Source organism: Rhizobium sp. SRDI943, from assembly GCF_057653695.1.
On sequence record NZ_JBYGKN010000003.1, the window covers coordinates 269,512 to 288,578 of the forward strand.

Sequence of the window (19,067 nt, forward strand, 5' to 3'; positions counted from 1 at the left end):
TCATCCTATGCTGAAATTTCGACGCGCCTGCCCGTCTTGGCGCTTTCGATTGCGCCGAAGACCATGGCAAGGCTTCGGATATTGTCGGAATTGACCGTCTCGGGCCGTTTGCCGGTGCCGATCGCCGCGATGAAGTCGGCGATGACGCTGGCGTGGCCATGGGTTTCCTCGTCATGTTCCGGACCGGGAACGTTTACGGCAGCGGAACCATGCAAAAGGCCGGGCTCTTCGCCGGCAACAGTCGCCTTGAAACTCTCCTCGCCATCCCAGGTGAGCATCCCCTTCGAGCCGACGAGACGCCACTGGCTTTCCCAGCTGGTGCGCTCGCCCTCGGCGCACCAGGAGCCGCGATAGGTGAAGACGATGTCGTCGGTAAATTCGAAAATGGCATTGGCCGAGGCGCCGTGCCGGTACCACGAACCCTTCGGATTGCGCTCGACGCAATAGACGGCGAGCGGCTTCCGGTCGGCGACGTAGCGCGCCGAATCGAAGGTGTGGATTGCCATGTCGAGAAGCAGGACATTGTCCATCTCTTCGCGGAAGCCGCCGAAATGCGGCGCCAGGAAGAAGTCGCAATGGATGCCGGTGAGTTCGCCGATCGCGCCGCTGTCGACGAAGCGACGCAGGCGCCTGACGCCTGATATGAAGCGACGGTTCTGGATGACAGCGTGGATACGGCCGGTCTCGGCGGCAAGATCGACCAGCGCAGCGCCCTCGGCAAGCGAGGCCGCCATCGGCTTTTCGCTGAGCACATGGCAGCCGGCCTTGAGTGCCGTCGAAACGACGTCGTAGCGCGCAGCCGGAATGACGATGTCGAAGACCAGATCAGCCTTCGTGGCAGTGATGACCGCAGACAGGTCCGAACCGATGACGGCGCCTTCAAGGCCGAACTCCGCGGCAAGCTTTTCGGCCGTCTCCCGGTTCAGGTCGACAAGGCCGACGATGGTGATGGATTCGGCCAGCAGAGGGTTGGAAGCGATGGCGCGCAACCAACCTTTGGACATAGCTCCGCACCCGCACAAAATGGCACTGAATTTCACGATTTCCTCCGAAAGAATGGCGCCAACTCCTGATGACACGCACTCCGTAAACGTTTACGACTGTATGCGGAAACATTTTACCGTGTCAATAGAGGCAAAATGCGAAATTGCAGACCGAAAGAAAATCGCGGCCGATGAAGGGGATTCGCCAGCTTGCCGAATACCTGGATATCTCGATCGGCACGGTCTCCCGTGCGCTGAACAGCAAGCCCGATGTCAATGAGGAAACCCGCCGGCGGGTGCTGGCGGCGGCCAAGGAACTCGGCTATGTCGCCAATCAGTCCGGGCGGAGCCTGAGGCAGGGGGAGACGAAGGTCATCGGGTTGATGATCGAATCCAGCAAGGAAACGGTCGAGAACGCCGACAACTTCTTCCTCGGCGTCACCAGCGGCCTGCAAAGCGTCTTTGCCCGCCACAAGCTCGACCTCATCATGCTGCCCTGCCCGAGCGACGAGGACCCGCACGAATATCTGAAGCGGATGGTGGCGCGGCGCATCGTCGATGCGATGATCATCTCGGACACGCAGCGCGTCGATCGGCGCATTGATTTTCTGTCGAGGGCGAAAATCCCCTTCGTCGCGCTCGGCCGCAGCCTTTCGGCCGGCAATTTTCCATGGATCGATCTCGATTTCGAGGGCGTGGCCGACCATGCCGTCGAGCGGCTGATCACGCTGGGCCACCGCCGGATCGCGATCACCGCGCCATCGAGCGAGGCCAACCTCGGCTATCTCTTTATCGACAGCTATCGCCGCGCGCTCGAGCGGCACGATATTCCCTTCGACCCCACGCTCGTCATTCGCATCAAGTCGAGTGAACAGGGCGGCTATCTGGCGGCCCATGAGCTGCTGCTGCTCGAAGAGCGGCCGACGGCGGTGATCTTGATCTACGAGCTGATGGCGATCGGCCTTTACCGCCGCCTGATGGAATCGGGCGTCATGCCCGGCCGCGACCTTGCGGTGATCGGCTTCCGCGACGCTCCGCGCGCACGGTTCCTGCAGCCCTCGCTCAGCTGCTTTCGAATGTCGCTCTACGATCTCGGCGTCGCGCTCGCCCGGATGCTTCTCGCCACCATGCCGGTCTATCGAGATTTCTATCCGGGAGGCGACCGCAACATCATCTGGCCCCTCGAACTGATGGCGGGCGAAAGCGACGCGTTTCGGGTTGAGGTCATGGCCTGAGCACTATTGGCTTGCTTCCGGAAAACAGAAGCGAGCCCCTTCATGTACCTGCTGCAAAGAACCGGTTCTCAGGCCGCGGCAATCCGAGATGTTCGCGCAGCGTCGTGCCCTCGTATTCGCTACGGAACAGGCCGCGGCGCTGCAGCTCGGGAACCAGCCGGTCGGTGACGTCGAGGAGACCCTGCGGCAGATAGGGGAAGACGACGTTGAAACCATCCGAGCCTTCCTCATCAAGCCAGCGTTCCATCTCGTCGGCGATGCTGGCAGGCGTGCCGACGAAGGCAAGGCCGGCATAGCCGCCATAACGTTGCGCCAACTGACGCACCGTCAGATTTTCCTCCGCGGCAAGCTTCAGCACCTGTGCCCGGCCGGTCTTGCTGGCATTGGTGTCGGGAATATCGGCCGGTAGCGGCGCGTCGGGATCAAAGCCCGAAGCGTCATGGCCGAGCGCGATTGAAAGCGAGGCGATGGCGCTGTCGTAATGCACCAGACTGTCGAGCGTGGCGCGTTTGGCGCGCGCCTCCTCGATGCTGTCGCCGACGATGACGAAGGCGGCGGGCAGGATCTTCAGGTGCTCGCGGTTACGGCCGATGGCTTCCATGCGGCCCTTGATATCGGCATAAAGCGCCCTGCCCGCGGCAAGATCGCGCGGCGAACAGAAGACCATCTCGGCGGTTTCCGCGGCAAGCTGGCGGCCGGGGTCCGACTGGCCGGCCTGGACGATGACGGGCCAACCCTGCGGCGGCCGGGCGATATTGAGTGGCCCGCGCACGCTCAGTTCCTCGCCCTTGTGGCCCAGCACATGCATCTTTGCCGGATCGAAGAACAGGCCGCTTTCCCGATCGCGGATGAAGGCATCGTCGGCGAAGCTGTCCCAGAGCCCGGTGACCACGTCGTAGAATTCCCGGGCGCGATGATACCGCTCGCCATGCTCCACATGTTCGTCGAGGCCGAAATTGAGCGCGGCATCGGGGTTCGACGTCGTGACGATGTTCCAGCCGGCGCGGCCGCCGCTGATATGGTCGAGCGAGGCGAAACGCCGGGCAATGTGATAGGGCTCGTCGAAGGTGGTGGAGGCCGTGGCGACGAGGCCGATGCGCTCCGTCACCGCTGCCAGCGCCGAGAGCAGCGTAAAGGGCTCGAAGGAGGTCACGGTGTGGCTGCGCCTGAGCGCCTCGACCGGCATGTTGAGCACGGCAAGATGATCGGCCATGAAGAAGGCGTCGAATTTCGCCCGTTCCAGCGCCTGTGCGAAGGACTTCAGATGCGCGAAATTGAAATTGGCGTCGGGATAAGAACTGGGATAGCGCCAGGCGCCGGTATGCAGGCTGACGGGACGCATGAAGGCGCCGAGGCGCAACTGCCGTGGGGTCATGACTTTCCTCATGGATCGGGCAAGGCGGCCGCCTGCCCCGCATTGGGCGTTCTGTCTGGAGCCGCTGCGGCGACGCATCGGATATCGGTTACGTAGGAGGTCGGTGAAATCAAATCGAGGCCGGCGGTGGTAATTTCCGGCAGGAATTTCATTGCTTCTCCGACCCGCGTTTTCGCGCGAACGCCAGACCGGAAGCCTAATCGCGACCGCCGGAGGCTGATAAGCAAACACTTTTCATTTTCGATGACGTCTATAGAATTTATGCTCTTATCTCGACGCTCGATTTCTTTCACCGATAGCATCGTCAGAAGTGGAGACATCGATGAACACCGTGCTAAGGCAAGCAGATCAGATCCGGCCCGTGGCCGACCGTATCGGCAGCGATGATGAGGCGATCGCCACCGCCCGCAGACTGGCGGCACAATTTGCCGCACGCGCCGCCGAGCGCGACGCCGAACGGATGCTGCCGTTTGGTGAACTCGATCTTCTCGCCCAGTCCGGCCTTCTGGCGATCACCGTACCGGCGCAATATGGCGGGCTTGACGTCTCCAACGCCGTGCTTGCCGAGGTCACCGCGATCCTGTCTGAGGCGGACGGTTCGATCGGCCAGATCCCGCAGAACCATTTCTATATTCTCGAGGCGCTCAGAACCGACGGCGGCGAGGAGCAGCAGCGCTATTTCTTCGGCCGCGTGCTGGCCGGCGACCGTTTCGGTAATGCGCTGTCCGAGCGCGGCACCAAGACGGTCGGCCACTACAACACGCGCATCACCCGCGACGGTCCGGGTTACCGGATCAACGGCCGCAAATTCTATTCGACCGGCGTCCTCTTCGCCGACTGGATCACCATCTTCGCGCTCGATCCGGAGGACCGGTTGACCATGGCCTTCGTGCCGAAGGGTACTGAAGGCGTCGAGATCGTCGACGACTGGGACGGTTTTGGCCAGCGCACCACCGGCAGCGGTACGACGATCCTCGACAATGTCTATGTCAGCGCCGATTCCGTGGTTTTCCATCACAAGGGCTTCGAGCGGCCGACGACGATCGGCTCCGTTGGTCAGATCATCCATGCCGGCGTCGATCTCGGTATTGCACGGGCGGCCTTTGCCGAAACGCTGGAGTTCGTCAGGACGAAATCACGCCCCTGGATGGATAGCGGCCTTGAGCGTGCCTCAGACGATCCGCTAACGATCGCCAAGGTTGGCCAGATCGCCATCCGGCTGGAAGCCGCAACGGCTCTGGTGGAGCGCGCCGGGCACAAGGTCGATGCCGCGCAGGTCGAGACGACGGAGGAAAAGGTGATCGCGGCCACGCTTGCAGTCGCTGCGGCGAAGGTACTGACGACCGAAGTGGCGCTCGAGGCCTCGAACACGCTTTTCGAGCTTGCCGGAACCTCGTCAGTACAAACAGGCCTCAACCTCGACCGCCACTGGCGCAATGCCCGCACCCATACGCTACACGATCCCGTGCGTTGGAAATATCACGTCGTTGGCAACTACCATTTGAACGGCGTAACGCCACCGAAGAATGGTGCGCTCTGAAACCTCCATTCCTACCAAGGAAAAGCCCCATTGCCGATGCCGGCAATGGGGCTTCGTTCTTCGATGGAAGAGTGGTCGCCTCAGCTGTAGAGACTGACCTCCGGTATCTTGTCGTTCAGCGCGAATTCGCCGACTTCCCTCGCCTTGTAGAAGACCGGGTCGTGCAGAGTATGGGTGCGGACATTGCGCCAGAAACGGTCGAAGCGGTATTTGTCGGCTGTTGAGCGTGCGCCCGTCAGCTCGAAGACGCGCGACGTGATGTCAAGCGAGACATGAGTGGCGTGGACTTTGGCGGCATAGGCTTCCGCCGCCGCGGCGCCGCGCTCGCGCTCGGTGACGTCGCGGCCGCGGGCAAGACCCGCCTGCACGGCGGCTGCGGCACTGTCGGCAAGGGCCGCCGAGGCCTTCAGCGCGGCAGTGAATTCGCCGACGCGTTCGAGGATATAAGGATCATCCGCCGCCCGCTCGACACCGGAGGTTATCCACGGCCGGGTCGTGTTGCGGACGTAATCGACGGCCGCGTGCAGCGCGCCTTCCGCGGTGCCGAGATAGAAATTAACGAAGACCAGCTGGATGAACGGCGTATTGAAGGTCGACAGCACCGGCGGTGCTGCGTCGGGTGCGGCGGGTACGCCGACGAAATCCTCCTCGTAAACGGGGAAATCATGAAATTCGACGCTACCGCTGTCTGACAGGCGCTGACCGATATTGTCCCAGTCGTCATTGGCGACGTAACCTTGACGATTGGTCGGCACGGCGAAACCGGCGATCTTGTCGTCGAGCGTCGCATTGGCATTGATGTAATCGGAGACCCGCGCTGCCGTGGAGAAGGACTTGCGTCCGTTCAGCACATAGCCGTTGCCGCGACGGGTGAGCACCAGCCCGGGATCGCGCGGATTGACGGCCGCACCCCAATAGAGGTTCCTGGCGACCGTATCGCTGCCCAGCGCATGGGCGCGTGCGGTATCAAGGGCCCAATAGATGTACTGGCTGTTGACATAGTGGTAGCCGAGCAGCTGGCCGATCGAGCTCTCGCCACGCGCGAGAATGCGCACCAGCCTCAGCCCGTCGACCCAATCGAGGCCACCGCCGCCGATCTCACGGGGATGCAGCGCATTGAGCAGGCCGGCATTCTTCAATTTGACGATTTCGCCAAGCGGCGGGCGGCCTTCGCGATCGAGGTCTGCGGCGCGCCCGGAAAGGTCGGCAGAGATATGCTGCGCACGGGCAAAGAGGTCTTCCCGCGTCGGGTTGCGGCTGGTCGCGAAGACGACATTGGACTGGCTCATAGGCGGAACTCCAATTCTCCAAAAAGATGATCCGGCGGGAGACGAGGCTCCCGCCGGAAGGATCGAGGGTGACCTCCTCAGAAAAGCTTGTCCGGAATCCAGTTGGCGGTCGCCGCATCGCTCGTGCTGAAGGCCGGGATCTTTTCGGCCAGCTCCTCGATCGTCTTGACACCGGCTGCGCGCAGGCTTTCCTGCGTCAGAAGGGTCGGCTTCACGGTGATTTGGTGGGGAACCGTCTGTCCGGCGATTTCGAGTGCTGCGGCGCGAATGGAGACGGCGCCGACGACGGCAGGATTGGTCGCCACGGTCGCGACCCAAGGGCTGCCTTCCTCGGTGATTTCCTGGATATCGGCCGTCGAGACGTCGGCCGAATAGATCTTGAGCTTGTTTGATATGCCGAGGTCGTTGGCGGCGAGCTTCACACCGCGGGCGAATTCGTCATAGGGGGCGAAGACGACCGATATATCGGGATTGGCGGTGAGCACGGCCTTTGCTTGATCGGCGGTCGAGGTCGCCGTCGTGTCGCTGACATTGCCGAAACGGGCCTTTTCGACCACGCCTTTATTGTCTGTCTTGAACTTGTCCCAGACCTCGTTGCGGCGGTCGAGCGGCGCAAAGCCCGCGACATAGACATAGCCGGCGTTGAAGCTGTTGCCGTTGTCCTTCACCACCTGTTCAAGCGCCAATGATGCAAGCTCGTGATCGCTCTGCTCCACCTGCGGAATCTTTGGGTTGTTGAGGTTGACGTCGAAGGCCACGACCTTGATGCCCTTGTCGAGCGCCTGCTGCACGACGTCGCCGAGCGATTCCGGCAGGCCGTGGTCGATGACGATGCCGGAGACACCGAGATTGATCGCCTGGAGGATCTGCTCGCGCTGCTCGGCGGCATCCTGCCGGCCGGGGAAGATGCGCAGGTCGATATCCAGCGCCTTGGCCTGGGCTTCAGCTCCCGCCTGGTAGGCCTGGAAGAAATCGCCGGCCGAGATGTAGCTGATTAGCGCTACTTTAACGCCGCCCTTGTCGAAGGGAGCGGGAGCACCGGATAAACCGTCGGCTTTTGCGCCTTGAATGAAAATGAACGGAATGACGGCGGCAGAGAGTGCGAGCCGTGCGAGGGATTTCATCGTCGCGTTCCTTCTAGCAAATCGGGGCGTCGTCTGACAGGTCTGGAAGCCCCTGCGACGCGTTGAATTATTAGATATAATCTCTATGTTTTTAGTAGAGTAAATGATCCGATTTTACCGGCTGCGGGAGATTCTTTGTTCCCTGAGCGTGGCTCGCAGCGGAAAGGCGTGCCTGGAGTTCGACCGCCCGGACAGGGCACACTCCGGCTTCGATTACAGTCCCGGACCTTTGTCGATGCCGCTTCTTCACATTGAAAATATCACCCGCAGTTTCGGGTCGACGCGGGCGCTTGCCGGCGCTGATTTTTCTATGGAACGCGGCGAGATCGTGGCGCTGATGGGCGCAAACGGCGCAGGCAAATCGACGCTGGTCAAGATCCTTTCCGGCGTGCTTCCGGCCGATGGCGGCATGGTCAGCCTCGATGGCCGCGCCTTTGCGCCACGTAGCCCGGCCGAAGCGGCAAGGGCCGGTGTCGTCACGGTGCATCAATCGACGGATCTCGTCGGCGCGGCCGGTCTGACCGTTGCTGATGCCCTGCTGCTCAACCGGTTTGCCGATCGCAGCACACCCTTCTTCGTCTCGCGCGCCGGCATCCGCCGTGCCGCGCAGTCCATGCTCGATGCCGCCGGCTTCACCCTGCCGCTGGACCGCGATTTCGGTGACCTCACCAGCGCCGACCGGCAACTGGTGGCGATCGCCCGGGCGCTTGCCAACCGCGCCGACCTCCTCATCCTCGACGAGCCGACGGCAAGCCTTTCCGGAGAGGAAGGCCGCCGCCTCTTCGATATTCTGCTCGGCCTGCGCAAGCGCGGACTGGCGATCCTCTATATCTCGCACCGTACCGCCGACCTCGAAGCCATCGCCGACCGCGCGCTCGTCATGCGCGGCGGCCGTGTCGTCGGCACCTTCGCGCGGCCGATCGATTTTTCGAGCGCCATCGAGACGATGATCGGCCGCAGACTGGATGCGGCCCGGCCGGATGTGCGGCCTGCGACCGGACCAGTGATTTTCGAGATGCGCGATATCAGACTGCTCTCTGGGGCCGCCTCCTTCGATCTGTCATTGCATGAGGGCGAGGTGGTGGCGGTGACCGGTGTGCTCGGCGCCGGCAAGAGCCGGCTGCTATCGGCGATCTTCGGGGTAACGGCGCTTGCCGGCGGTGCGATGTTCCTCGGCGGTCGGCCCTACCGGCCGAAAGGTCCGGCCGAAGCGATTGCATCGGGTGTCGCCATGGCGGCCGAAGACCGTCATCGTTCCTCGCTGATGCCGCCGGCATGGCCCGGCCATTCGCTGTCGGCGACGATCAGCCTGCCGCATCTTGGCAAATGGTATCCGCACGGTTTCCTTGTCGGCGGCCGTGAGCGACGCGAGGCCGAACAGGCGATCACGCGTCTCGGCATCAAGGCCGCGGGTCCACTCGCCTCGATCTGGTCGCTGTCGGGCGGCAACCAGCAGAAGGCGGTGATCGCCCGCTGGGAGGCGGAACCGAGCCGGCTGCTGCTGCTCGACGAACCCTTCCAGGGTGTCGACGTCGGCGCCCGTCACGACATCATCCGGGCAATTCGCGCCCGCACCGACCGGGCGACGCTGATCGCGACCTCCGACCCGGAGGAGGCCTATGAGGTGGCCGACCGCATCCTCGTGATCGACCACCACGTGTTGAGGCCTGCGGCAGACGGGGCCGCTCTTTCCTCTGCCATCCAGGGAATATCCGCATGACGACGATCGACGACGACACTCTTCCACAGGCAAGCGTCCGGCCGAGGGCCTCGCCGCAAGCCGATAACGGCCGTCTCGCCGCCCTCGGGGCGTTCCTGCGTGCGGGCGCGGTGTTCATCCTGCTGGCGCTGCTCATCGTCGGCTTCACCATTGCCCAACCCGCCTTCATCAATATCGCCAATCTGATGAGCATCCTGCAGGCGGTGTCCGTCGTCGCCATCCTCGGCGCCGGCGTCACCGTCACACTGGCTGTCGGCGGTTTCGACCTGTCGATCGGCGCGGTCGCCGCATCGAGCGTGATGGCGGCGAGTTACGCGATGATCGTCTGGGGCCTTGATGCCTATGCGACGGTGCCGCTGGTGCTCGCCTTTGGCGCCCTGATCGGCCTCGTCAACGCCTTCCTCATCGTGCGCCTGAAGGTGCCGGATCTCTTGGCGACGCTGGCGATGATGTTTCTGCTTTCCGGCCTGCAGCTGATCCCGACCGCCGGCCGGTCGATTTCGGCCGGCCTCACTTTGCCCGACGGCTCGAAGGCGACCGGCGCCTACGACCCCGCCTTTTTGCTGATCGGCCGCTACAGCATCCTCGGCACCCTGCCCGTTTCGGTGGTGCTGATGGCGGTGGTCGCCATCGCACTCTTCATTCTCACCGAACGCACCCGCATCGGCCGGCTATTGTTTGCGACCGGCGGCAACGAGGTCGCCACCCGGCTTGCCGGCGCCTCGACGGCGCGGCTGAAGACGCTCGCCTATGTCCTATCGGGCACGCTGGCATCGCTCGGCGGCATTGTCATCGCCGCCCGCGTCGGGCGTGGTGATATCTCGTCCGGCGGCTCGCTGCTGATGGATTCGGTCGCTGCCGCATTGATCGGCTTTGCCGTCTTCAACCTGCGGCGTCCAAACGTGCTTGGCACCATTGCCGGCGCGGTCTTCGTCGGCGTGCTGCTGAACGGCCTCACCATGCTGAACGCCCCTTACTACACCCAGGATTTCGTCAAGGGCGCCGTGCTCGTCGGAGCCTTAGCGCTGACCTACGGCCTCGGCCGCAGCAATCCCTAATTCCAAGGAAGAAAACATGACCCGCGAAATCAGGCTGAACGCCTTCGACATGAATTGCGTCGGACACCAGTCGCCGGGGCTCTGGCGCCATCCGCGCGACAAGTCCTGGACCTATAAGGATCTCGACTACTGGGTGCATCTGGCAAAGACGCTGGAGCGCGGCAAGTTCGATGGGCTGTTCATCGCCGACGTGCTCGGTGTCTACGATGTGCTGAACGGCAATGTCGATGCCGCACTTCGCCATTCGGCGCAGGTGCCGGTCAATGATCCGCTGCAACTGATCCCAACCATGGCCTACGAGACCGAGCATCTTGGCTTCGGCCTCACGGCGTCGCTCTCCTTCGAGCACCCCTACACCTTCGCCCGCCGCATATCGACGCTCGACCATCTGACCAAGGGGCGCGTCGGCTGGAATATCGTCACCTCCTATCTCAACAGCGGCGCGCTCAATATCGGCCAGCCGGCGCAGACGAAGCATGATGACCGATACGACCTCGCCGAGGAATATCTCGAGGTCTGCTACAAGCTCTGGGAGGGAAGCTGGGAGGATGGCGCCGTCGTCCGCGACCGGGAAAGCGGTATCTTCACCCATCCTGACAAGGTCCACCCGATCCGCCATGCCGGCAAGCATTTCAACGTGCCCGGCATTCACTTGAGCGAGCCCTCGCCGCAGCGCACGCCAGTGCTCTATCAGGCCGGTGCTTCCAGCCGCGGCAAGGATTTCGCCGGCGCCCATGCCGAGTGCATCTTCGTCGCGTCGCCGTCGAAGCCTGTGCTGAAGCGTTATGTCGCCAATGTCCGCGAGGCGGCCGAACGGATCGGCCGCAACCCGCGCGAAATCCTTGCCTTCAACCTGCAGACCGTGATCCTCGGCGAAACGGATGCGGAGGCGCAGCGGAAGTTCAACGAATACCGCAAATACGCCTCCTTCGAGGGCGCGCTGACGCTGATCTCCGGCTGGACCGGCATCGATTTCGGCCAGTTCGGACCGGACGAGGTGCTGCGCCACCGCCATACCAATGCGGTGCAATCGGCCGTCGAAACCTTCACGACAATCGATCCCACCAAGGAATGGACAGTGCGCGAAATGGCCGATTGGGTCGGCATCGGCGGTTTCGGCCCTGTTTTCGTCGGCTCACCGCAAACGGTCGCCGATCTGATGCAGGAATGGATCGAGGATACCGATGTCGACGGCTTCAACCTCGCCTATGCCGTGACGCCCGAGAGTTTCGAGGATGCCGTCGATCTGCTGGTGCCGGAACTGCAAAAGCGCGGCGTCTACAAGACCGACTACGCCAAGGGGACGTTGCGGGAAAAGCTTGGGGGAGCGGGGCCGCGCCTTGTCGCGCCGCATCCGGGTGCTGCCTATCGTAATCTGGCGGGAGAACCGGTCAGGCTTGCCGCCGGCGGCTGACCGGCAGTGATTGATCACAGCGCCGCGCGTCTTTTTAGACGCGCAAAGGTCGCTGTAACACTTTGAATTGCTGCATAATTCCTTAGAATTATGCAGTGGCGAATGCGCACAGGGCAGAAAAATATCTCGCCCGGCTTGCGCATTTGAATTTAATATCCGTCGCAATGATCTTTTCGCTTCGAATATAGTCTGGCGAATTGTTCACCGACCAGGAGGGGTCATGACCGTATCATCTATCTCGCGGCGCACGCTGATGAAGGGCACTGCCCTGCTGCTTGCTTCGACGGCGCTCGCCCGACAGGCGCTTGCGCAAGCTGCTCCCGCCGGCGGCCGGCTGATCGTTGCGGCCGATTCCGAGCCGAAGAACCTCAATCCTGCGATCGTCGCCTCGAACGGCGTCTTCTTCGTCGCAAGCAAGGTGATCGAGCCGCTGGCCGAAGCGTCGTTCGACGGCAAGGACGGGCTTGCGCCGCGCCTTGCCACCTCCTGGGAGGGCTCGGATGACGGCCTCTCCGTCACCTTCAAGCTGCGCGACGGCGTCACCTGGCACGACGGCAAGCCGTTCACCTCAGTCGATGTCGCCTTCTCCGCGCTCAATATCTGGAAGCCGCTGCAGAATCTCGGCCGCCTGGTCTTCGCCAATCTCGAAGCCGTCGACACGCCCGACGATTACACCGCCATCTTCCGCTTCTCCAAGCCAACGCCGTTCCAATTGATCCGCAACGCGCTGCCTGTCGTCACCAGCGTCGTCGCCAAGCACATCTTCGACGGCACCGACATCGCCACCAACCCGGCCAACAACACGCTGATCGGCACCGGCCCGTTCAAGTTCGCCGAACACAAGCCTGGCGAATATTACCGGCTGGCGCGCAACGAGAATTATTGGGACAAGGACCAGCCGAAACTCGATGAGATCGTCTTCCGCGTGCTGCCCGATCGCGAAGCGGCGGGTTCGGCGCTCGAAGCCGAGGAAATCCAGCTTGCCGCCTTCTCGGCGGTGCCGCTGGCCGATCTCGACCGCATCTCGAAGGTCGCCGGCATCAAGGTGATTTCGAAGGGCTATGAGGCTTTGACCTATCAGCTCGTCGTCGAGATCAATCACCGCCGCAAGGAGTTGGCCGACCTCAGGGTCCGTCAGGCGATCGCGCAGGCGATCGACAAGAAATTCGTGGTCGACACGATCTTCCTCGGTTACGCCGCCGCCGCGACCGGCCCGGTGCCGAAGAATGCGCTGCAGTTTTATACGCCGGATGTCGCGGCCTATGATTTCAATCCGGCTGCGGCCAACGACATTCTCGACAAGGCCGGATATAAGCAGGGCCCTGATGGCAACCGCTTTACGCTGAAGCTCCGCCCCGCGCCCTATTTCAACGAGACCCGCCAGTTCGGCGATTATCTTCGCCAGGCGCTGGCCGTGATCGGCATCAATGCCGAGATCGTCAATGCCGATGCGGCCGCACACCAGAAGGCTGTTTATACCGACCACGACTTCGACCTCGCCGTCGGCCCACCGGTTTTCCGCGGCGATCCGGCGATCTCCACCACCATTCTCGTCCAGTCCGGCACCCCAGCCGGCGTGCCCTTTTCCAACCAGGGCGGCTACGTCAATCCGGAGCTCGACAAGATCATCAAGCAGGCCTCCGAAACCGTCGACACGGCGGCGCGCACCGATCTCTACCGCAAGTTCCAGCAGCTCGTCGTCGCTGACCTGCCGCTGATCAACGTCGCTGAATGGGGCTTCATAACCGTTGCGCGCGACACCGTGCTTAACGTCTCGAACAATCCGCGCTGGGCCGTCTCGAACTGGGGCGATACCGCGCTGCAATCGTGATAGGATCGGCGGCAATTCCCTTCCAGAGGCCCTGTCAGGCGTGAAACGAGCCATCATCCTCCTGAGGCGCAGGGCGATCAGTAGTATTCCGGTGCTGCTGATCGTGGTGATCTTCACCTTTTTCTTGCTTGAGTCAGCCTCGGGCGATGCGGTCGACGCCTATCTCGGCTCGATCGGCGGCGGCGATGCGGCACTTAGGCAGTCGCTGCGCGAGAGTTACGGTCTCGACCAGTCCATGCTTGCGCGCCTCTGGCTCTATCTCTCATCGCTGGCGCGGCTCAATCTCGGCTGGTCGGTCGCCTTCGGCCGGCCGGTTGGCGCGCTTATTGCCGAGCGCCTGCCCAATACGCTGCTCCTGATGGGCAGCGCCACCGCGCTCTCCTTCGGCCTCGGCTCGGCGCTGGGCATTCTTGCCGGCGCGCGGCCGGGCAGCATGCGCGATCGGCTGCTGTCGATCGGTTCGCTGATCGTCTATGCCATTCCAAGCTTCTGGCTCGGCCTGGTTCTGAGTATCGCCTTTTCGGTGAAGCTGCGCTGGTTTCCGATCGCCGGCGTCGAGACGATCGCTTCCGGCAAGACAGGATTTTCGCGCGCGCTCGATATCGCCGATCATCTCGTTCTGCCGGTCGGCGCGCTCGCCCTAATCTATCTCGCCTTGTTCCTGCGGGTGATGCGCAGCGGCATGGTCGAGGCGTGGAAGCTCGATTTCGTGCTCTTCGCCCGCGCCAAGGGCCTGTCGCGGAGCCGGATCGTGCTGCGCCACGTGGCGCGCAATGCGCTGCTGCCGCTCGTCACCATGCTCGGACTGCAATCGGCGGCGATGCTCGGCGGCAGCGTGGTGATCGAGAGCGTCTTTGCGATCCCGGGTTTCGGGCGTCTGGCGCAAGAGGCGGTCAATGGCCGCGACGCGCCGCTGTTGATGGGCATCGTCGTCACCAGCGCCGTCCTCGTCATTTCCGTCAATTTCCTCGTCGATCTCGTCTATGCAGCACTCGACCCGCGCATCGGCGCTTCGGAGGGCGGCACATGAGCCGCCTGCTGCGCACGCCGGAAGGCGTGATCGGGCTTGTGATCCTTCTCGTCCTGCTTTCGGCCGGGCTGCTCGCCCCTATCCTTTCACCGGGCGATCCACTGAAGATTGCCGGCCGTGCGCTGCTGACGCCCTTCACCGATCCGGCTTTTCCGCTCGGCACCGACCGGCTCGGCCGCGACGTGCTGGCGGGCCTGCTTTATGGCGCGCGGACCTCGCTGGCCGTTGGCCTTGCGGCAGCGTTTTCGGCCATGGTGCTTGGGCTCTGCGTCGGCATGGCCGCCGGTTTTGCCGGCGGGCTCGTCGACGAAGCGCTGATGCGCGTGGTCGACGCCTTCCAGATCGTGCCGGCTTTTCTGCTTGCCCTTGCCTTCGTCAGCACCATCGGCGTCTCGACGCCTGTCGTCGTCATTGCCATTGCGCTCGGCACCTGGGCCGATCCGGCGCGGCTGACGCGAGCGCAGGTGCTTGCCATCCGCGAGCAGGATTACGTCGCCTCGGCAAGGGTGATCGGCATGCATCCGGCCGAGATCGCCTTCCGGGAAATCCTGCCGAACGCGCTGCCGCCGGTGCTGGCGCTCTCCGCCACCATCGTCGCCGGCGCGATCCTCACCGAGGCAGCGCTGTCCTTCCTTGGCCTCGGCAACCCCAATATCGCCACCTGGGGTTCGATGATCGCCGAGGGCCGCAGCGTGCTGCGCTCGGCATCCTATCTCTCCGTCATACCGGGCGCGGCGCTCGCCATCACCGTGCTCGGCGTCCATCTCTTCAGCGAGGGTCTCGGCAAGGCGCTCGGCGATAACGATGCGAGGGCGGCATGAGCGGCATCTTCTGCAGCCTGCGGCAGCTTTCAGTCACCTATGGGCGCGGCGCTGCTGCCGCGCTCGACAGTGTCGATCTCGATATCGCCGCCGGCGAAAGGCTGGCGATCATCGGCGAAAGCGGCTCCGGCAAGAGCACGCTCGCCCGCGCGCTTGCAGGCCTGCTGCCGGAGGGCGCTAAGGTCCGGGGCGAGATGCTCTGGCCTGCACTTGGCCATCCGCCTCGTCCCGGCCGCGATTTCGGCTTCGTCTTCCAGGATCCGGGCTCCAGCCTCAATCCCGTCCTGACGATCGGCGAGCAGATCGCCGAGGGCGCCAGGCGCCACCTCGGCCTCAGCTGGAAACAGGCCTATGCCAGGGCCGAAGAATTACTCGAGCGGGTACGGATACCGCAGCCCGACAAGGCGATGCGGGCCTTTCCGCATCAGCTTTCCGGCGGCCAGCGCCAACGCGTGGCGATTGCGGCGGCCATTGCCGCGAGGCCTGCGCTGCTGATCGCCGACGAGGCGACCAGCGCGCTGGACGTCGTCGTCCAGGCCGAGATCGTCCGGCTGCTCGACGGGCTGGTGCGCGAGGATGGCATGACGCTTCTCTTCATCACCCATGACATCGCGCTGGTCTCCGGCTTCGTCGATCGCATCGCCGTCTTCCGCAATGCGAGGCTAGTCGAGGCGGGCCCCGTCCGTTCGGTGCTTTCAGCGCCCAAGAGCGACTATACTGCCGCCCTCATCGCCAGCCATCGTGACCTCGCGACGCCGCCGCTGATCGCGGAGGAGCTACCATGAACGATGTGCTGCTTTCCGTCGAAAACCTGTCGAAAGGGTTTGCTTCTGCGGGCCGCCAGGTTGCCGCTCTCGACAATGTGTCGCTGACGATCGCGCCTGGGGAAACGCTCGGCCTCGTCGGCGCCTCCGGCAGCGGAAAATCGACGCTGTCGCGCATCCTGCTGCGGCTTGTTGCTGCCGATGCCGGCTCGATTCGCTTCGAGGGAGAGGATTGGCTCGCGCTGAATGGCGCGCCTTTACGCCGCCGGCGGGCGCGTATGCAGATGGTGTTTCAGGATCCGCTCGCCGCCTTCAATCCGTTGGCGAGCGTTAGTGCAGTGCTCGACGATCCGCTTCGCATCCACGGCGTCGCAAAAGACCGGCGCCCCGGCGAGATCGTCGATCTGCTAGAGCGTGTCGGCCTCACCGCCGATTATGCCGCCCGGCCGGTGCGTTCGCTCTCCGGCGGCCAGCGCCAGCGCGTGGCGATTGCGCGGGCGATTGCGACGCGGCCGTCGATGCTGGTGCTCGACGAGGCGGTCTCGGCGCTCGACGTCACCGTGCGTGGCAGGATCCTGGAGCTTCTGGTCGATCTGCAGAAAGAACAGGGCATTGCCTGTCTGTTCATTTCGCACGATCTGGCCGTGGTGCGCGCCGTTTCCCACCGCATCGCCGTTATCGATGGCGGACGGATCGTCGAGACCGGTCCGGCAGCGGCGGTCGTTGCCGCTCCGCAATCGGAGGCCGCCCGCGCGCTCGTGGGCGCCGTCCCCCGTCTCGTGACCGATCTTTGCTGAAGGAAGTATCCATGTCCGATCTTGGTTGGAATCCCCTGCATGCCGTGCCCTCCTATCCCGCGGAGCGCTACGCCGTCCTTGCCGACAGGATCGGCGACATATTGTGCAGCCGCAACGATATATTACTGGTGCAGGCCGAGGCGGTGGTGGCGCTGGAGGCGGCGGCGCTCAGCCTTGCGCGCCCCGGCCTTTCAGCACTCAACATCATCACCAGTCCCTATGGCGGCTGGTTCGGTCAATGGCTGCGGCGGGGTGGCGCGTCGGTCGCTGATATCGTCGCCGAACCGGGCCTGCCGATCGAGATCGAAACAGTCGCCAAAGCGCTCCAGACAGGTCCGAAGATCGATGTTCTCGCGCTGGTGCACGCGGAATCCGCAAGCGGCATTCTCAACCCCCTGCCCGAGATCTTGGCGCTTGCCCGGGCTCGCGGCGTCGTCACGGTTGTCGACGCGGTCGCATCGGTCGGCGGCCATCAGCTCGATGTCGACGGTCTCGGCATCGACATCGCCGTGATCGGGCCACAGAAGGCGCTCGGCGGTCCGGCTGGCGTGTCCGCGCTTTCGGTCAGCGGCAGGGCCTGGGATTTGATCCTCAGTGACGGCGCACCGCGCGATTCGATCTTGTCTTTGGCCGATCTGAAGAGCTGGATCGACGGCGGCCGGCGTGGCCTGCCGGGAACACCGGCGTCGCTGGAATTCTTCGCGCTGGAGACAGCGCTCGACCGCATCGAGGCCGAGGGTCTGGAGAATGTGGTCGCTCGCCATGCGCTGGCGGCATCGGCGACGCGAGCGGGGCTTGCCGCGCTCGGTGCCCCGGGATGGGTGCCGGCAGTAAAGGCGTCGAACCTGGTCACGGCAGTGCCGGTGCCGGAGGCGCTCGCGCCTGCCGCGCTGATCGCAGCTGCCGGGCAGCTCGGGGTCGAGCTGAGCGAAGGCGTTGGAACAGCGCCGGCCCGTCTCGTGCGGCTGAACCACACGGGTTCGCGCGCCGCATTCCAGACGGTGCTGTCGAATGTCGTGGCGTATGGCGCCGCTCTCAGGCAGGCAGGCCATCCCTCGGATATATCAGCCGCCTCGGAGGCAATATCCGCAGCCTACAGTCGATGAAAGCCGTATTCGGCCCTTGATAATCATGGTTCATCAAGGCAGGAGAGTAGTATCGCGGAGACTTGGTGCAGATGACAAGATTGCTGGATGCGCAGGGCCTGGAGATTTCACATGAGGGGCACCGGACCCGCCTGAAATGGCACCGGTTGCGCAAACGGTTTGCCGATCCGTTGTTCTCAGCCGAAGTGATGGCGGAGGGATTTGCAGCAGGCGCTTCGATGGAGCTCGATCTGCGCGTACGTGCCGACGGCGGTTTCGTCGTGCTGCACGACAAGGATCTCGAAGGCGAGACGACAGGACATGGACCGGTCGCCGAAAAGAGTATCGGTGACCTCAGCGATATCAGGATGCAAGAGGGCGACCGGCCGCTGATCCTCAGCGAGGATCTTGCCGCCATGATGCAATCGACGCATCCAGCCGCACTGCTGCAATTCGACATGAAGGATGACTTTGAAGCGATCGGCGCCAAGGGCGTCGCGCATCTGGCCGCGCATTTTAGGGATATCGCCGCCTCGGTGATTGTCAGCGGCGACAGTCTCGACCTCATCATCGCGGTCAAGGAGAAGCTTCCCCATCTCCTGCGCGGCATCGATCCGACCAACAAGCTCTACGATATCAGGATGGCCAACGGCTGGAAGGCGGTCGAGACGGAACTGCGCGCTGACCTGCGCGGCCCGACTGAACCGGACACGATCTATCTGCACTGGCCGCTGATCCTTGATGCCGCCAATCAAGGTCTCGACTTGATCGCGCTCTGCCGGGACGAAGGCAAACGCGTTGATGCCTGGACCTTCACCCTGAAGGATCCGGAGGCCGGTTTCAGCGAAGAGGAATGGCGAGGCTTTTCAGCGCTGATGGCCCTGAAGCCGGATCAGATCACCACCGACGAGGCGCCGGCGACTGAACGCGGCTGGGGCCGCCGCATGGCGAATTAACCGGTGGGCGTTGGAGCATGATGCCGAAAAAGGTGTGAGAGGCTT

General features: G+C 63.5%; 17 protein-coding genes. 12 read left to right on the plus strand and 5 right to left on the minus strand.

The genetic code is table 11. The features are described 5' to 3' along the window. Nucleotides 1-5: 5 nt before the first annotated feature. Nucleotides 6-1,040, minus strand: a complete 1,035-nt coding sequence (locus AC245Y_RS32500; protein WP_017997194.1) for a Gfo/Idh/MocA family protein — start codon at nt 1,038-1,040, stop codon at nt 6-8. A 134-nt stretch (nt 1,041-1,174) separates the two neighbouring features. Between AC245Y_RS32500 and AC245Y_RS32505 the strand changes: the two genes are divergently transcribed. Continuing rightward, nucleotides 1,175-2,218: a substrate-binding domain-containing protein gene (locus tag AC245Y_RS32505; protein ID WP_026157695.1), complete on the plus strand. Its 1,044-nt coding sequence runs from the start codon at nt 1,175-1,177 to the stop codon at nt 2,216-2,218. A 40-nt stretch (nt 2,219-2,258) separates the two neighbouring features. Here the strand turns inward: AC245Y_RS32505 and AC245Y_RS32510 are convergent, their stop codons facing one another. Continuing rightward, nucleotides 2,259-3,593 carry an LLM class flavin-dependent oxidoreductase gene (locus AC245Y_RS32510; RefSeq protein ID WP_017997196.1) on the minus strand — a complete coding sequence of 445 codons (1,335 nt, stop codon included), beginning with the start codon at nt 3,591-3,593 and terminating at the stop codon, nt 2,259-2,261. Nucleotides 3,594-3,601: 8 nt separating this feature from the next. Beyond that, nucleotides 3,602-3,745, minus strand: a complete 144-nt coding sequence (locus AC245Y_RS32515; RefSeq protein WP_017997197.1) for a hypothetical protein — start codon at nt 3,743-3,745, stop codon at nt 3,602-3,604. 170 nt (nt 3,746-3,915) lie between these two features. On the opposite strand from AC245Y_RS32515, the gene AC245Y_RS32520 reads away from it, so the two are divergent. Further along, complete coding sequence (locus AC245Y_RS32520) at nt 3,916-5,133, plus strand: SfnB family sulfur acquisition oxidoreductase (protein WP_026157696.1); 1,218 nt, start codon at nt 3,916-3,918, stop codon at nt 5,131-5,133. A gap of 80 nt (nt 5,134-5,213) precedes the next feature. Here the strand turns inward: AC245Y_RS32520 and AC245Y_RS32525 are convergent, their stop codons facing one another. Then, nucleotides 5,214-6,422, minus strand: coding sequence for an acyl-CoA dehydrogenase family protein (locus AC245Y_RS32525; protein WP_017997199.1), 1,209 nt, complete (start codon nt 6,420-6,422; stop codon nt 5,214-5,216). A gap of 77 nt (nt 6,423-6,499) precedes the next feature. Next, on the minus strand, nt 6,500-7,546 hold the full coding sequence (locus AC245Y_RS32530; protein ID WP_017997200.1) for a substrate-binding domain-containing protein: 1,047 nt from the start codon (nt 7,544-7,546) through the stop codon (nt 6,500-6,502). A 235-nt stretch (nt 7,547-7,781) separates the two neighbouring features. Here AC245Y_RS32530 and AC245Y_RS32535 point away from each other — a divergent pair, with 235 nt between their 5' ends. The 10 genes from AC245Y_RS32535 to AC245Y_RS32580 all read left to right on the plus strand — a co-directional run bounded on the left by AC245Y_RS32535 (nt 7,782) and on the right by AC245Y_RS32580 (nt 19,022). Continuing rightward, nucleotides 7,782-9,266, plus strand: a complete 1,485-nt coding sequence (locus AC245Y_RS32535; RefSeq protein ID WP_017997201.1) for a sugar ABC transporter ATP-binding protein — start codon at nt 7,782-7,784, stop codon at nt 9,264-9,266. Then, entirely contained in the window at nt 9,263-10,324 is a 1,062-nt protein-coding gene (locus tag AC245Y_RS32540) for an ABC transporter permease (protein ID WP_017997202.1), read from the plus strand. Before AC245Y_RS32535 ends, AC245Y_RS32540 begins: the two co-directional genes overlap by 4 nt. A gap of 16 nt (nt 10,325-10,340) precedes the next feature. Then, nucleotides 10,341-11,738 (plus strand): LLM class flavin-dependent oxidoreductase, encoded by a 1,398-nt coding sequence (locus AC245Y_RS32545; RefSeq protein ID WP_017997203.1) that lies wholly within the window; start codon nt 10,341-10,343, stop codon nt 11,736-11,738. A gap of 220 nt (nt 11,739-11,958) precedes the next feature. Further along, on the plus strand, nt 11,959-13,569 hold the full coding sequence (locus AC245Y_RS32550; protein ID WP_017997204.1) for an ABC transporter substrate-binding protein: 1,611 nt from the start codon (nt 11,959-11,961) through the stop codon (nt 13,567-13,569). Nucleotides 13,570-13,609: 40 nt separating this feature from the next. Further along, complete coding sequence (locus AC245Y_RS32555; RefSeq protein WP_017997205.1) at nt 13,610-14,599, plus strand: ABC transporter permease; 990 nt, start codon at nt 13,610-13,612, stop codon at nt 14,597-14,599. Then, nucleotides 14,596-15,420, plus strand: a complete 825-nt coding sequence (locus AC245Y_RS32560; protein WP_017997206.1) for an ABC transporter permease — start codon at nt 14,596-14,598, stop codon at nt 15,418-15,420. Before AC245Y_RS32555 ends, AC245Y_RS32560 begins: the two co-directional genes overlap by 4 nt. Continuing rightward, nucleotides 15,417-16,205: an ABC transporter ATP-binding protein gene (locus AC245Y_RS32565; RefSeq protein WP_017997207.1), complete on the plus strand. Its 789-nt coding sequence runs from the start codon at nt 15,417-15,419 to the stop codon at nt 16,203-16,205. Before AC245Y_RS32560 ends, AC245Y_RS32565 begins: the two co-directional genes overlap by 4 nt. Then, complete coding sequence (locus tag AC245Y_RS32570; RefSeq protein WP_017997208.1) at nt 16,202-16,981, plus strand: ABC transporter ATP-binding protein; 780 nt, start codon at nt 16,202-16,204, stop codon at nt 16,979-16,981. The genes AC245Y_RS32565 and AC245Y_RS32570 overlap by 4 nt, the downstream gene beginning before the upstream one ends. An 11-nt stretch (nt 16,982-16,992) precedes the next feature. Continuing rightward, nucleotides 16,993-18,087: a pyridoxal-phosphate-dependent aminotransferase family protein gene (locus AC245Y_RS32575; RefSeq protein ID WP_012760039.1), complete on the plus strand. Its 1,095-nt coding sequence runs from the start codon at nt 16,993-16,995 to the stop codon at nt 18,085-18,087. 71 nt (nt 18,088-18,158) lie between these two features. Then, entirely contained in the window at nt 18,159-19,022 is an 864-nt protein-coding gene (locus AC245Y_RS32580; RefSeq protein WP_172643745.1) for a glycerophosphodiester phosphodiesterase, read from the plus strand. The last annotated feature ends 45 nt before the right edge of the window (nt 19,023-19,067 follow it).